The 13,893-nt window shown below is 74.5% G+C and carries 13 protein-coding genes; 1 reads left to right on the top strand and 12 read right to left on the bottom strand.

The window, feature by feature from the left end:
- Window positions 1-21: 21 nt before the first annotated feature.
- Genes ACQPX6_RS03040 through ACQPX6_RS03020 form a run of 5 tightly spaced genes read right to left on the bottom strand, consistent with a single transcriptional unit; the run spans window position 22 to window position 5,854 of the window.
- Complete coding sequence (locus tag ACQPX6_RS03040; RefSeq protein ID WP_433785335.1) at window positions 22-1,368, bottom strand: acetyl-CoA carboxylase biotin carboxylase subunit; 1,347 nt, start codon at window positions 1,366-1,368, stop codon at window positions 22-24.
- Window positions 1,365-1,607 (bottom strand): acetyl-CoA carboxylase, encoded by a 243-nt coding sequence (locus ACQPX6_RS03035; RefSeq protein WP_433785334.1) that lies wholly within the window; start codon window positions 1,605-1,607, stop codon window positions 1,365-1,367. The genes ACQPX6_RS03040 and ACQPX6_RS03035 overlap by 4 nt, the downstream gene beginning before the upstream one ends.
- An 11-nt stretch (window positions 1,608-1,618) precedes the next feature.
- The gene (locus tag ACQPX6_RS03030; RefSeq protein WP_433785333.1) at window positions 1,619-2,590 is read right to left on the bottom strand and encodes a biotin-dependent carboxyltransferase family protein; all 972 of its coding nucleotides are present in this window, start codon (window positions 2,588-2,590) and stop codon (window positions 1,619-1,621) included.
- Entirely contained in the window at window positions 2,587-3,480 is an 894-nt protein-coding gene (locus ACQPX6_RS03025) for a 5-oxoprolinase subunit B family protein (RefSeq protein ID WP_433785332.1), read from the bottom strand. The genes ACQPX6_RS03030 and ACQPX6_RS03025 overlap by 4 nt, the downstream gene beginning before the upstream one ends.
- Window positions 3,481-3,484: 4 nt before the next feature.
- Window positions 3,485-5,854, bottom strand: coding sequence for a xanthine dehydrogenase family protein molybdopterin-binding subunit (locus ACQPX6_RS03020; RefSeq protein ID WP_433785331.1), 2,370 nt, complete (start codon window positions 5,852-5,854; stop codon window positions 3,485-3,487).
- Between the two features lie 274 nt (window positions 5,855-6,128).
- Here ACQPX6_RS03020 and ACQPX6_RS03015 point away from each other — a divergent pair, with 274 nt between their 5' ends.
- Window positions 6,129-6,419 carry a DUF1540 domain-containing protein gene (locus ACQPX6_RS03015; RefSeq protein WP_433785330.1) on the top strand — a complete coding sequence of 97 codons (291 nt, stop codon included), beginning with the start codon at window positions 6,129-6,131 and terminating at the stop codon, window positions 6,417-6,419.
- Here the strand turns inward: ACQPX6_RS03015 and ACQPX6_RS03010 are convergent.
- The 7 genes from ACQPX6_RS03010 to ACQPX6_RS02980 form a co-directional block, all read right to left on the bottom strand.
- Complete coding sequence (locus ACQPX6_RS03010) at window positions 6,404-6,847, bottom strand: hypothetical protein (protein ID WP_433785329.1); 444 nt, start codon at window positions 6,845-6,847, stop codon at window positions 6,404-6,406. The genes ACQPX6_RS03015 and ACQPX6_RS03010 overlap by 16 nt on opposite strands.
- Before the next feature lie 69 nt (window positions 6,848-6,916).
- On the bottom strand, window positions 6,917-8,104 hold the full coding sequence (locus ACQPX6_RS03005; protein ID WP_433785328.1) for an LLM class flavin-dependent oxidoreductase: 1,188 nt from the start codon (window positions 8,102-8,104) through the stop codon (window positions 6,917-6,919).
- A 76-nt stretch (window positions 8,105-8,180) separates the two neighbouring features.
- Window positions 8,181-8,924 carry a class I SAM-dependent methyltransferase gene (locus ACQPX6_RS03000; RefSeq protein WP_433785327.1) on the bottom strand — a complete coding sequence of 248 codons (744 nt, stop codon included), beginning with the start codon at window positions 8,922-8,924 and terminating at the stop codon, window positions 8,181-8,183.
- On the bottom strand, window positions 8,921-9,952 hold the full coding sequence (locus ACQPX6_RS02995) for a magnesium and cobalt transport protein CorA (RefSeq protein WP_433785326.1): 1,032 nt from the start codon (window positions 9,950-9,952) through the stop codon (window positions 8,921-8,923). The genes ACQPX6_RS03000 and ACQPX6_RS02995 overlap by 4 nt, the downstream gene beginning before the upstream one ends.
- 93 nt (window positions 9,953-10,045) lie before the next feature.
- Entirely contained in the window at window positions 10,046-10,810 is a 765-nt protein-coding gene (locus tag ACQPX6_RS02990; RefSeq protein WP_433785325.1) for a lysostaphin resistance A-like protein, read from the bottom strand.
- Window positions 10,807-12,606, bottom strand: a complete 1,800-nt coding sequence (locus ACQPX6_RS02985) for an alpha/beta hydrolase (RefSeq protein ID WP_433785324.1) — start codon at window positions 12,604-12,606, stop codon at window positions 10,807-10,809. The genes ACQPX6_RS02990 and ACQPX6_RS02985 overlap by 4 nt, the downstream gene beginning before the upstream one ends.
- Before the next feature lie 86 nt (window positions 12,607-12,692).
- Window positions 12,693-13,889 carry an amidase family protein gene (locus tag ACQPX6_RS02980; RefSeq protein WP_433785323.1) on the bottom strand — a complete coding sequence of 399 codons (1,197 nt, stop codon included), beginning with the start codon at window positions 13,887-13,889 and terminating at the stop codon, window positions 12,693-12,695.
- Between the last annotated feature and the right edge of the window lie 4 nt (window positions 13,890-13,893).

Genomic DNA, 13,893 nt, shown 5'->3' with positions numbered 1-13,893 from the left:
GACGTCACCGGCGCCGTCGCCTCAGCCCTCGCCCGCCAACCACGTCTCCAGGGTCGTGATGTCGTAGGTGCCGTCGACGACCGCGGGGTGGTCGAGGAGGCGCCGGTGCAGGCCGATCGTCGTCGGCAGGCCCTCGACGCGGTACTCCGCCAGCGCCCGGCGGCCGCGGGCCAGGGCCTGCTCGCGGGTCGGCGCCCAGACCGCCAGCTTCGCGACCAGCGAGTCGTAGAACGGCGGGACGACGTCGCCGGCCATGAGCGCGGTGTCGACGCGGACGCCCGGCCCGCCCGGGAGCTCCAACGACTCGACGGTGCCCGGCGAGGGCAGGAAGTCCTGGTCGGGGTCCTCGGCGTTCACCCGGAACTCGATCGACGCACCTCGGCACTCCACGTCGTCCTGGGTCACCGACAGCGGCGCCCCGCCCGCGACGCGCAGCTGCTCGGCGACGAGGTCCAGCCCGGTGACCCACTCGGTGATCGGGTGCTCGACCTGGATGCGGGTGTTCATCTCGATGAAGAAGAACTCCCCGTCCTCGACGAGGAACTCCACGGTCCCGGCACCGACGTAGCCCACCTCGCGCGCCAGGGCGACGGCCGCGGTGCACAGCGCCTCGCGCACCGAGGGGTCGAGGCCCGGCGCCGGCGCCTCCTCGAGGATCTTCTGCCGGCGCCGCTGCAGCGAGCACTCCCGCTCGAAGCAGTGGACGACGCCGCCGTGGGTGTCGGCCAGCACCTGCACCTCGACGTGCTTGGGCCCCTGCAGCGCCCGCTCGAGGTAGACCTTGTCCGACCCGAACGCCGACGACGCCTCGCGCTGGGCCTCGGTCACGACGGTGCGCAGCTCGTCGGCCGACGCGGCCGGCCGGATGCCCCGCCCCCCGCCGCCCGCCGACGCCTTGACCAGCACCGGGTAGCCGACCTCCTCGGCCGCGGCCACCGCGTCCTCGACCGACGCGACCTCGTCGCTGCCCGGCACCACGGGGACCCCCGCGCGCCGGGCCAGCGCGCGCGCCGAGGCCTTGTCGCCCATCGTCGCGATCACCGACGACGGCGGCCCGACGAAGACCAGGCCGGCCTCCTCCACCGCCGCCGCGAAGGACGGGCGCTCGGACAGGAAGCCGTAGCCGGGGTGCACCGCGTCGACCCCCGACGAGCAGGCGGCCTCGAGGATCGCCTCCTCGTTGAGGTAGCTCTTCGACGCCGACGACTTCCCGACGTGCACCGCGTCGTCGGCCAGCCGCACGTGCGCGGCCTGCGCGTCCGCGTCGGAGTACACGGCGACCGACCGGATGCCCAGCTCGCGGCAGGCCCGCACGACCCGCAGCGCGATCTCGCCTCTGTTGGCGATGAGGACCGACGAGAGGCTCACGTCTCCAGCTCGACCAGGTCCTGGCCGATGGTCACCTCGTCCTCGTTCTCGACGAGGAACTTCGCCACGGTGCCCGTGGCGTCGGCCTTGACCTCGTGGAACGTCTTCATGACCTCCACCAGGCCCACCGTGTCGCCCTCCGCGACCGAGGAACCCTCGGTCACGTAGGGCTCCGCGTCGGGCGAGGGCCGGTGGTAGAAGACGCCGGGCGTCCGGGACGTGATGGTGTGGCTGCCCACCGAGAGGCCTCCTACGAGAGAGCGGAACGGATGCGGTCGAGCGCGCCGAGGCGGTCCCGGCGGACCTCCAGCGCCCCGTCGAGGTCGACGGGCACGAAGCGCGTCTTGTCGCCGGTCTTGGTCTGGGCGAGCCGGTCGCGGTCGACGCTGACGACGGTGCCGAGCGTCGCGTAGCCGCCGCCGGTCACCGCGTCCTGGAGCAGCACGATCGGCTCGACCCCGCCGGGGACCTGCACCGAGCCGACCGGGTAGCCGCAGTCGGTGACGTTGGCGGGGTCGCTGCCGGCGCCGAAGGGCTGCTCGCGCGGCACGAACTCCAGCTCGGCCCCGCGGAAGCGGTAGCCGACGCGGTTCGCGTCCGGCGTCACCTTCCACTCGGTGTCGGTGAACCGGGCGAGCGAGTCGTCGGTGAGCCGGTAGCTGTGCAGCCCGACAAGCAGGTGCACCTCCGCGGTCGACGGGTGTACGGGCACGTCGTCCGCGTCGATCCGCCGGCCGGCCCTCGGGTCGCGCGCGTCGGACCCGATGGCCAGCTCGTCGCCGGCCCGCAGCGCGCGTCCCTCGAAGCCCCCGATGCCCACGAGCGTGTAGGTCGAGCGGCTGCCGTAGTACAGCGGCACGTCGATGCCGCCGGCCACCGCGACGTACGGCCGGGCACCGCCGCGCAGCTGCCCGAACGACAGAACCGAGCCCGCCGAGACCGCCACCGACTCCCAGAGCGGGATCTCCTCGCCGTCGACGAACGCCGGGATGTCGGCCCCCGTCACGGCGATCACGGTGTCCTCGGTGAACTCCAGCGTCGGCCCGAGGTAGACCGCCTCCAGCGCGGCGGCCCCGGGCTCGTTGCCGACCAGGGCGTTGCCGACGTGGTAGGCGAACGAGTCGAGCGCGCCCGAGGGCGGGAAGCCGATGCTGTAGTAGCCGAGCCGGCCGGTGTCCTGGACCGTCGTCTCCAGGCCCGGGTCCTGCACCCTGATGCTCACCCGTACAGCACCTCCTTCATGGATGCGTTGGTGCCGTCGGGGTCGGCGAGGAACCGGCTCGGCGAGAACTCCAGTTCCTGGTACGAGTACCGCCAGGTGCCGGCGTCGACCTGCGCGCGCACGTCGTCGTACTCCTCGCGGTCGACGCGGCGGTAGTTGATGACGTCGCCGTGCTGGAAGAACACCACCGAGTCGTTCTCGGCGAAGTCGGGCAGGCGCTGCTCGCCGTCGAAGATCGGCGCGGGCGCCGAGCCGAAGAGCTGGTAGCCCCCGGCACCCTTCACCGGGTAGATCACGGCGAACGCCCCGCCGAACCCGAACGCCCGCTCCGGGGTCTCGGTGCGCGGGCGGACGTACTTGGGCACCTCGACCTGGCGTTCCCGGGGCACCAGCTGGAAGCACCACGGCAGGCCCGGGACGAAGCCCATCATCGTCACGAGGTACGGCGACGCGGCGAGCGCGTCGATGAAGTCCTCGGTGGAGGAGTAGCCGTTGATCCGGGCGCCGTAGTCGAGGTCGGTGCCGTTCGGGTCCTGATGGCGGTCGCGGAACTTCATGAGGACCTCGTGGGTCCACGGGTCGTTCAGCATGATCGGGACGTCGACGATGCGCGTCGCGACCGTCAGGTCGTCGGAGAGCTCCCCCACCTCGCCCTCGATGCGCTGCAGCTCGCGCACGAGGTCGCGCGGGTGCAGGCGGTCGGGATCGACGCGCACCATGTACGACGCGTTCGACGGCGCGATCTCCTCGACGCCCGGGATGGCCTCCTCGGCGAGGCGCCGCGTGATCGCCAGCGACCGGAAGTGCACCGGCAGGCTCATCGCCGCCGACAGCTCGACGTAGACGAACTCGTCGCCGCCGTGGTCGTAGCGGGTCTCCTCGTCGGTCACGGGATCACACCTTGGCCGCGTCGGTGATCGCGCGCCAGACCCGCTGCGGCGTCAGCGGCATGTCGAGGTGCGTCACGCCGCGCGCCGCCAGCGCGTCGATCGCCGCGTTGACCACGGCGGGCGACGACCCGATCGCCCCGGACTCGCCGATCCCCTTGGCGCCCAGCGGGTTGGTGGGCGACGGGGTGATCGTCTGGTCCAGGTCGAAGACGGGCAGGTCGCTCGCGGCGGGCACCGCGTAGTCGGCGAGCGTCGCCGCCGTCGGCTGGCCCGCCTCGTCGAACGTCGCCTGCTCGTAGAGCGCCTGCCCGATGCCCTGGGCGATGCCGCCGTGGAGCTGCCCGTCGACGATCTGCGGGTTGACGATGCGCCCGCAGTCGTCGACGGCGACGAAGCGGCGGATCCTCGTCATCCCGGTCTCGGTGTCGACCTCCACGACGCAGATGTGCGTGCCGAACGGCCAGGTGAAGTTCGGCGGGTCGAAGTGGTGGTCGGCGGTGAGGTTGGGCTCCATGCCCTCGGGCAGGTCGGCGGCCAGCGACGCGGCGCCCGCGACCTCCTGGATCGTGATCGAGGGCCCGGAGGTGCCGGCCACGGAGAACACGCCGTCGACGAACTCGAGATCCGAGTCGGCGGCCTCGAGCAGGTGCGCCGCGATCAGCCGCGCCTTGGCGATCACCTTCTCCGCCGCCCCGTACACCGCGGTGCCGCCCACGGCGAGGCTGCGCGAGCCGTAGGTGTCGCGGCCGAACGGGGCGACCATCGTGTCGCCGTGGAACACCTCGACGTCGGCGGGATCGATGCCGAGGCTGTCGGCGGTGATCTGGGCCCACGCCGTCTCGTGGCCCTGGCCGTGCGGGCTCGTGCCGGTGACGACCTCGGCGCGTCCCGCCGTCGTCATGCGGACCGTCGCGGCCTCCCAGCCCCCGCTCTGCAGCCGCACGCCGGCGGCGACCTTGGACGGCGAGAGCCCGCCGGACTCGGTGAAGTTGCCGATGCCCACGCCGAGCTCGACGGACTCGCCGGCCGCGCGGCGCTGCGCCTGCTCGGCCCGCAGGTCGTCGTAGCCGACGAGCTCGAGCGCCCGGCGCATCGCGCGCTCGTAGTCCCCCGAGTCGTACTGCACGCCCGACGGGACGGTGCGCGGCGCGTCGAACGGCGGGTGGAGGTTGCGCAGCCGCAGCTCGGCGGGGTCCATGTCGAGGGCGCGGGCGAGGTCGTCCATCACGCGCTCGTGGGCGTACGCCGCCTCCGAGCGTCCCGCCCCGCGGTAGGCGTCGGTGGGCGTGAGGTTGGTGAACACGCCGCGACACTCGAAGTCGTAGGCGCCGAAGTCGTAGAGCCCGCAGTAGGTGAACGCGCCGAACACCGCGATGCCCGGCGTGAGCAGCTGCAGGTACGCGCCCATGTCCGCGACGAGGCGGACCTTCATGCCGAGGATCGTGCCGTCGCGTGTGGCGCCGATGGTCATGTACTGGACCTGCCCGCGGCCGTGCGTGGTCGCGATGTGGTGCTCCGAGCGCGTCTCGGTCCACTTCACCGGGCGCCGGAGCCGCCGGGCGAGGACCAGCGCCAGCGCCTCCTCCGCGTAGACGTTGAGCTTCGCGCCGAAGCCGCCGCCGACGTCCGGGGCGACGACGCGCAGCTTGGTGTCGGAGATGCCGCAGATCGCGGCGAGGATGTCGCGCACGAAGTGCGGCACCTGGGTGGAGGTGTGGACGGTGAAGCCGCCGCCGACCGCGTCGGGGGTGACGACGACCGCGCGCGGCTCCATCGGCGAGGGGATCACGCGCTGCTGCAGGTAGCGCCCCTCGACCACGACGTCGGCCTGCGCCAGGGCGGCGTCGACGTCGCCGACCGCGAGCGGCCAGGTGTAGCAGTGGTTGGTGCCGAACTGCTCGTGCACCAGCGGCGCCCCGAGCTCCAGGGCCGCCTCGATGTCGAACACCCCGGGCAGCTCGTCGTAGTCGACGACCACCAGCTCGGCGGCGTCGCGGGCGGCCGCCGCGTCCGTGGCCACCACGACCGCCACCCCGTCGCCGACGTGGTTGACCTCGTCGCGGGCCAGCGGGAGGTGCTCGGGGACGAGGATGTCCTCGGTGACCGGCCACCCGGTGGGGATGCCCGCGGCGTACTCGCCCGCGAGGTCGGCGCCCGTGAACACGGCGACGACGCCGGCGTGGTCGCGGGCGGCCGCGGTGTCGACGGCGGTGATCCGGGCGTGGGCCACCGGGCTCCGGACGATCGCCAGGTGGACCGTCGCGGGCGGGACGATGTCGTCGGTCCAGGTGGCGCGTCCGGTGATCAGCGCGGCGTCCTCGCGCCGCGGCAGGCTCTGTCCGACGTGCGGGGGCTTGGGGGCGGTCTGGGTCACCGGGGGTGCTCCCTCGACGGTGGTGTGTGATCCACCCCACCGTGGCCTGTGCGCGACGTCCTGGGAAGGGGCCGCGAGGTGAGGACAGGACACCCTCAGCCCGCGAGGTCCGAACGGGCCATCACTAGGGTGACCTGTGCCACAGCAGTGCCCGTTTCCGCCCGACCCGTCCGGGATCGGCCCAGGTCGGCACGCCCCGAGGGGCGCCCGGAGGTGATCAGGACAGCCTTCGTTGCCTGGCGAGCGCACCGCCGCGCCCGCCACGATCTGCGCCATGACGTCGATGCAGAGCCTGCCCACCGTCGGAAGCTGTTCGGCCACCTCGTGCGCCTACAACGAGAGCTCCACCTGCCACGCGGGCGCCATCACGGTCGCCGGCGACAACGCCGCGTGCGGCACCTTCGTCGAGATCTCGTTCCGCGGCGGCGTGGACGCGGGCGGCGTCGTCGGCGCGTGCCACCGCTCGGAGTGCAAGTTCAACGACAAGCTCGAGTGCACCGCGTCGTCGGTGCAGGTCGGCGCCGGCAAGGACGTCGCCGACTGCCTGACCTACGAGGCGCGGTAGAGCTCCTCGAGCAGCGGGGCGGCCTCCGCGGGCTCGAGCACGAGCCCCCGCAAGGGGTCGGCCCGCAGCGTGCCGTCGGCCAGGGCCAGCGCGGCGACGCAGTCGTCGTCGTCCACCAGCACCGCCGCGCCCCGGGCGGCCACCGACGCGAGCACCCCCAGGACGGCCCGCCGTCCCGCGGCGTCGAGCCCATCGGTGATCCGGTCGACCAGCACGAGCGCGGCCTGATCGTCACGGCCGGCGTCCTCGAGACGCCGGCGGCGCGCCGCGACGCCCTCGCCGCGCTCCGCGCCCACCCGCCGGACCGCAACCGGGCCGCCGGACGCCCCCGTGGCGGACGACGGGTCGAGCATGTCCATGAGGCGCCCGCGCACGATCTGCTCCCCGAGCAGCACGGTGACCTCGCCCGTGGGCAGTCGCAGCGTCATCGCCGAACCCCTCCTCGTCAGTGAGGGGAGGCTAACCTCGCTTCCCCGCGCCCGTCGAGGCCTGATCGGTCACGCCTGCGCGGCGCCGTTGCCCGACGAGGCACGCTCCCGCTCGGCCGCGTAGCGGTCGGTCCAGGCCTGGATCGCCGCGCCGTTCTTCTCGTCAAGCTCGGCGTGGCGGCTGCGCGCGTGCGCCTCGGCGCCCAGCAGCCGCGCCTGCGAGCGCTGGAAGACGGGCATCACCCAGCGCGCGAACAGCTCGTAGTGCCGCTGCGTCGCCTCCCAGTTCGCCCAGTCGTGCTGCATCATCATGTAACAGCCGAATCCGCCGTCGGACTGGTCGACGAGCCGCTGGATCTGGGCGATCGCCTGCTCCGGGGTGCCGATGACGCCGAGCCCCGTCTCGTTGATCCACGCCACCCTCTCCTCGAACGTCGCCCCCTCCGCGCGGAACGTCGGGAGCGCGAGTGTGCGCTGGGTGTAGTCGCAGAAGATGTCGAAGCCGTGGCGGACGTCCTCGATCGCCTGCTCCTGGGTCTCCGCGATGTGCATCGGGCCGACCAGGCGCCACTTGCCACGGTCGGTGCCCCGGCCCGCCGCGGCGGCCTCGGACTCCAGCACGCTCCAGTGGTGCGCGAGCACGTCGAAGCCCTCGCGGGTCGTCGCCCCGAGCGAGAGCAGCCCGAGGCCGTACTTGCCGGCCATCTGCGGCCCGGCGGGCGACGCGGTGGCCGCGACGGCCATCTCGAAGCAGGGGTCGCTGTAGGGCGCGAGCTGCGGCAGCGCGTCGACCAGCGCGTAGCGGTCGGTGTGGTGGGTGACGCGCTCGTCGCCGGTGAGCAGGCGCAGGAGCACCTCGAGGTCCTCGGCCAGCGCCGGACGCAGCGCCGACGGCTCCAGCCCGATCATCGAGGCGTCGGTGGGCAGCGAACCCGGACCGACGCCCATCATCATGCGACCGCGCAGCAGGTGGTCGACGAGGATCGCGCGGTCCGCGGTCCACAGCGGGTGGTGGTACGGCAGCGAGACGACGCCGGTGCCCAGCTTGATGTGCTTGGTCAGCGCGCCGACGTGGCTGATGAACGTGAAGGGGTCGGCGATGATCTCGGTGCCCGCCGAGTGGTGCTCGCCGATCCACGCCTCGTCGTAGCCGAGGCGGTCCATCAGCTGGATCGTCTCGATGTTGCGCTGCAGCGAGGTCGTGGGGTTCTGGGTGGGCGGGCTGTTGAACGGCGGCATGAAGATCCCGAAACGCATGGGTGCCCTCTCGTCGGCGATCGCGGCCCGCCGAGTATGGGCACGGTCACCACCGCGACGACAGGGCTGAGCAGCCTCACCCGCCGGTGCGGACCGCACTCCAGACCGCCGTCGCGAAGGGCACGAGCACCGGGTCGGTGCCCACGCGGCGGTCGACGAGGTCCCGGGCGCGCGCCGCCACCTCCGCCCGCTCGTCCGCCGGCAGGGTCAGCACGCTGGAGTAGGTGCCCAGCATGGCGACGACGTCCGCGGCGGCCATCCACGTCGAGCGCCGGAACACCCGCGAGGTGCCCGGACCGAACGGGGCGCCGGCCGGGAGCTCCACCGCGAACCCGGACCGCACGATCGGCGCCGAGCCCTGCTCGTCCGCGCGCCCGATGCGGCGCAGCGCGGCGACCCAGTCGACGTCCGGGTCGGCGAAGCTCCACAGCAGCCCCAGCACCCCGCCGGGCCGCAGCACGCGCGCGATCTCGGCGGTGGCGGGCTCCGGGTCGAACCAGTGCCACGCCGACGCCGCCAGGACCGCGTCCACCGACGCGTCGGGCAGCGGGATGTCCTCGGCGGTGCCGGCGAGCACGCGCGCACCCGGGCTGCGGTCGCTCAGCACCGCGCGCATCGCCTCGTCGGGCTCGACCGCGACGACGTCGGTGACGCCGACGGCCGCGAGGGAGCGGGACAGCAGCCCGGTGCCCGCGGCGAGGTCGAGCACCGCCGCGTCCGGCGACGGCAGCAGGTCCCGCAGCGCCTCCGGGACGGGCGCCGGCCGCAGCCGGTCGTACTCCTGCGCCGCGGCCCCGAACGAGCGGGCGCGGGCGGTCACAGCCAGCCGCGCTTGCTGAACACGATGTAGAGGGTCAGCGACGCGAGCACCATGAGGCCGAGCGCGAAGGGATAGCCGAACGTCCACCCGATCTCGGGGATGTGCTCGAAGTTCATCCCGTAGATCGCGCCGATCAGAGACGGGGCGAACAGGATCGCCGCCCAGGACGAGATCCGCTTGACCTCCTCGCCCTGGGCGAGGCTGGTCTCCGAGAGCTTGCGCATCTCCTCGTTCTGGCGCTGCCCGACGAGCGCGGCGTTGACCGAGAGGATGTTGCCGAGCAGCTGGCGGAAGTTCTCGGCCGACTCCGAGGTCTGCGCCTGGTGGTCGGCGACGTCGCGCATCCCGCGGTGCAGCATCACCCGCGCCCCGTCGTCGGCGGTCTCCGCGAGCAGGCTCTGGAGCACGTCGCGCAACGGTTCCACCGACCGCTGCAGCTCGATGACCTCGCGCGAGAGCTGGTAGATGCGCCGCGAGACGCTGGGGTCGCCGCCGAAGACCTGGGTCTCGATCTGGTCGATGTCGTCGCGCAGGCCCCGGATCACCGGCTGGTAGTCGTCGACGACGCGGTCGAGCACCGCGTAGAGCACGGCGCGCGGGCCCAGGGCGAGCAGCTCCGGGTCCTGCTCGAGGCGCCGGCGCACCGAGGAGAGCTCCGGGGTCTCGGCGTGCCGCACGGTGACGACGAAGTCCTGCCCGAGGAACAGGTGGATCTCGCCGACCTGCACGTCCTCGTCCTCGTCGACGTACCAGGCCGGGCGCAGCACGACGAACTCGACGTCGTCGTAGCGCTCGAGCTTGGGCCGCTGGTGGGCGTGGACGGCGTCCTCCACCGCCAGCGCGGGCAACGAGAGCTCGCGTGCGAGGAGGTCGAGCTCGGCCTGGTCGGGGCGCAGCAGCCCGATCCAGGCGAACCCGCCGGGGTGCGAGCTGTCCCGGTCGCGCAGCAGCTCCAGGGTGCGGTCCAGCGAGTCGGGCTCGCTGTCGCGCGCCCCGCCCACGTACACCGCGTTGTCGACGACGGTCATCGGTATATTCTCACCCACCCCGCATGCGCGCCGACGGTCGACACGTGGCGCGACGCAGGAGCGCGACGGGTCGCATCGTCTTGGCGCGACAGGCTAGTGGGCGAGCGCGACGCCCGCCGCCACGAGCCCGACCGCGTTGGTGCCGAGGTGCAGCCCGATCGGGGCGAGCACCGAGCCGGTGCGGTGGCGCAGCCAGCCCAGCGCCAGGCCCCCCGCGACGGTGACGCCGAGGACGGTGAGCGCGGAGGTCCAGTGCAGGGTCGGCGGCAGCGGCACCGCCGACGGGCCGAACGCCACCGTGAGGTGCCAGAGCCCGAACGCGACCGCGCCGACGCCCACGGCCGCCCGCACCGGCAGCGCGCGCACCGAGCGCCCGTGCAGGACGCCCCGGAACGCGAGCTCCTCGGCCAGGACGGTGCCCAGCGGGATGAGCACGAGGCCGCGCAGCAGCAGCGCGCCCGGCGAGGCGCCCGCGAGCTGGGGGTTCTCGAGCAACGCGGGCGCGAGGAGCAGCACCCCGCCGTAGCCGAGCACCGCGACGCCGATCGCCGCGCCGCCCCAGCGCAGGCCCGCCGCCCAGGTGCCGCGCCCGACGCCGAGGTCGGCCCACGTGACGCCGAGCAGGCGCGCCACGGTGACCATGGCCGCGACGCCGCCGAGGTTGAACAGCGCCTTGAGCACCGCATCGGCGGGCAGGGCGGGGAGCACCACGTTGCTCCAGAGCAGGAGCACGCCCGCGACGATCGCCGCCGGGGCGAGGCGCCGCCAGTGGGAGGGCACCGCCTCCTCGTCGCCGCCGTCGTCGGCCCCGTCGGTGGCGGGGCGCGCGGGCGTGGCCGTGTGCTGGGGAGCGGTCACGCCCCCAGGATGCCCGCCACCCGTGTGGTGTCCGCGTCGGTCCACCCCGCGGGTGTACCCAGGGCCAACCATCCGCCGAGCACCGACCCCCGGTAGACGTGCCCGTGGCCGTCCGGGACGGACAGCGAGTTGGTCAGGTCGATGGTCACCTGCCAGAAGGTCACCACCGGGAACCAGTCCATGGCCGGCGAGACGTCGGGGCCGGGCGGCTCGGACAGCCACGCGGGCCGGTGCCACAGCAGCTCCGGCGACCACCAGACCACGGGGTCCGAGGCGTGCTGCAGGTAGACCACCCGCGGCGCGTCCCACGGTCCGGGCGGCCGGGCGAGGTCCGTGGCGGTGGACCCGAAGCGCACCTCCCGACCCCCGTCGACGACCGGGAGGATCGCGCGGGACCCGGGGTCGCGGCGCGCGGTCAGCGCTGCGTGCAGCTCGTTCGAGTGCGGTGGGCCGACCCACAGCACCCCGTCGGCCTGGGTGCGGGCGTCCTCGAGACTCGTGAAGGCGGCCTCGGAGCCCTGCGAGCCCAGGCTCTCGCCGAACACGAGCAGCCGCGGGCGCCGATCCGGGGGCATCCGCTCGAGCCGGGCGTGCACCGCGTCGAACAGCGCGCGGCCCTCCGCCTCGGCGCGCGTGCGGTCGACGACGAACGATAGCCAGCTGGGCAGGTAGGAGTACTGGGTGGCGACGATCGCGGTGTCGCCGCCCCAGACGAGCTCGAGGGCGTCGGCGGTGGGGGCGTCGATCCAGCCGGTGCCCGTGGTGGTGACGACGGCGAGCACAGCGCGGTCGAAGGCGCCGGTGCGCTCGAGCTCGGCGACGGCCATGGCGGCGCGCTCGGCGGGTCCGGGCGCGGACAGCAGGCCGGCGTAGACCCGCACCGGCTCGACCGGCGGGCGCCCCGACGCCGCCGCGAGCTGGGCGGGCGGGCGCCCGCCCGTGACGAACGCCTGGCCCTCGCGCCCGATCGTCTCCCAGGGCACGAGCGAGGCGGGCGAGCCGGAGCGCAGGGGCGAGGTCGGGGCGACGACACCGGGGTAGGGCTGGTCGTTGGCGGCGCCGAACACGGAGTCGGCGACGCGCAGCCCGGTGCGGACCACGACGGTGTCGATCATCGCGACGACGAGGAGCAGCGCGAGCAGGGTGCCGGCGACGGCCGCGAGCCGCCGCGGGAGGTGCACGCGGCGCCGCAGCAGGTCGGCGACCCGCGCGGCGAGCCAGCGCACCCCGCGCCCGAGGCCGACGAGCACGCCGGCCACGACGAGCGCCACGGGGCCGGCGCGCAGCCAGCCGTCGGTGGTGGGCTGCTCGAGGCCCATGAGGCCGGCGACCTGGCGCTGCCACGCCGCGCCCGCGAGCAGGATGCCGAGCAGCGCCGCCGTTGCCGTGAGCACGAGCACGACCCACGCGCCGGGCGTGAGCCAGAGGGGCTGGGCGCGCCGGACGCGGTCGGTGAGGTCCGTCCAGCGCGCCGTGCGGGCGAGCAGCCAGGCGAACGCGACGCCCATCGCGTAGCCCAGCGCGCCCGAGATCCCGGTGGCGAGGCCCTGGAAGAGGTAGTCGCGCGGGATGAGCGAGGGGGTCAGCGAGATCAGGCCGAACGCGGTGCCGAGCACGACGCCCGCGGGGTGGGCGCGGGGCACGTAGCGCACCCAGCGGGCCAGCCGGGGCGAGAGCAGCGGGGAGTCGCCCCCGAAGTGGTGGCGCTGGCCCTCGCGGTGCCAGAGGTGGTGGTGCTCGAGCTCCTCCTCGAACTCGGCCTGGAACTCGGTGTCGAGCTCCTCACGGGACGCCACGACCCCACCTTCCCGCGTCGCGCAAGGGCGTACCGGGCAGGTGACCGACCCCATGTGCGTGATCTTCTGAGCTATAGCTCAGAAGATCACGCACGTTCGAGCCAGCGGCCGGCGGCGAGCAGGGCGTCCTCGCGGTCGGGGTGGCCGAGCAGCTGCAGGCCCAGCGGCAGCCCGTCGGCGTCGCGGGCGCCCGGCACCGCGAGCGCGGGCAGGCCCAGGACGTGGAACGGGCGGCTGAGCACCGGGTCACCGGTGCTCTCCAGGCCCGTCGGGGCGACGCCGAGGGCGCCCGGCGCCAGCACCGCGTCGGCGTGCTCGAGGGCGGCGAGCACCGCGTACCGCGTCACGGCCGAGCGCTCGCGGGCCGCGTCGAGGTCGCCCGCGGGGATCGCGTGGCCCTCGGCGAGCAGCGCGGCGAGGTTCGCGCCGAGCCCGGGCCGGTTCGGCACCGTCGCCGCGGCCTCGGCCGCCATGATCGTGCGCTGGTCGGCGGTCGCGGCCCGGAGGTCGACCTCCAGCGGCGCGACCTCGGCGCCCGCCTCCCGGACGCGCGCCACCGCGTCGGCGTGGGCGGCGAGCATCGCCGGCGAGACCTCGGCGACCGCCGTGCCGTCCCAGGTCAGCAGCCGCGGCGGCCCCGGCGACACGTCCGGGGGCTCGCGCCCGTCGAGCGCGGCGCGGGCGAGGGCCACGTCGGCGACCGTCGCGGCGAAGAGCCCGAGGGTGTCGAGGCCCGGCGCGAGCGGGTTCACCCCGTCCGTGGACAGCGTGCCCCGCGCGACGGCCAGGCCCGCGACGCCGCAGTACGACGCCGGGCGCACCACCGAGCCGGCGGTCTGCGTGCCGACCGCCAGCGGCACCGCCCCCGAGGCGACGGCCGCCGCCGAGCCGCTGGACGACCCGCCCGGGGTGCGCGCGAGGTCGTGCGGATTGCGGGTCGGGCCGGGGTCGAAGTAGGCGAACTCGGTGGTCACGGTCTTGCCGAGCACCACCGCACCCGCCGCGCGCAGCAGGCGCACGATCGCGGCGTCCGCCCTCGCGGGCGGGGCGCCGGCGAGCGCCCGCGACCCGCACAGGGTGGGGACGCCCGCGACGTCGACGATGTCCTTGATGCCCACGGGCACTCCGGCGAGCGGGCCGTCGGTGGAGGCGTCGCCGTCCTCCGGCAGGACCGTGACCCAGGCCCGGACCTGCCCGTCGACCTCGGCGATCCGGCGGCGGGCGTCGGCGGCCGCCGCGGGGTGCCGGGCGTCGGCGAGACGCCAGGGGGCGACGAGGGCCATCGGG

The sequence above is a fragment of the Actinomycetospora sp. CA-101289 genome (genome assembly GCF_050955895.1).
Lineage (GTDB): Bacteria > Actinomycetota > Actinomycetes > Mycobacteriales > Pseudonocardiaceae > Actinomycetospora.
This window is presented reverse-complemented; position numbering and strand designations above follow the sequence as displayed.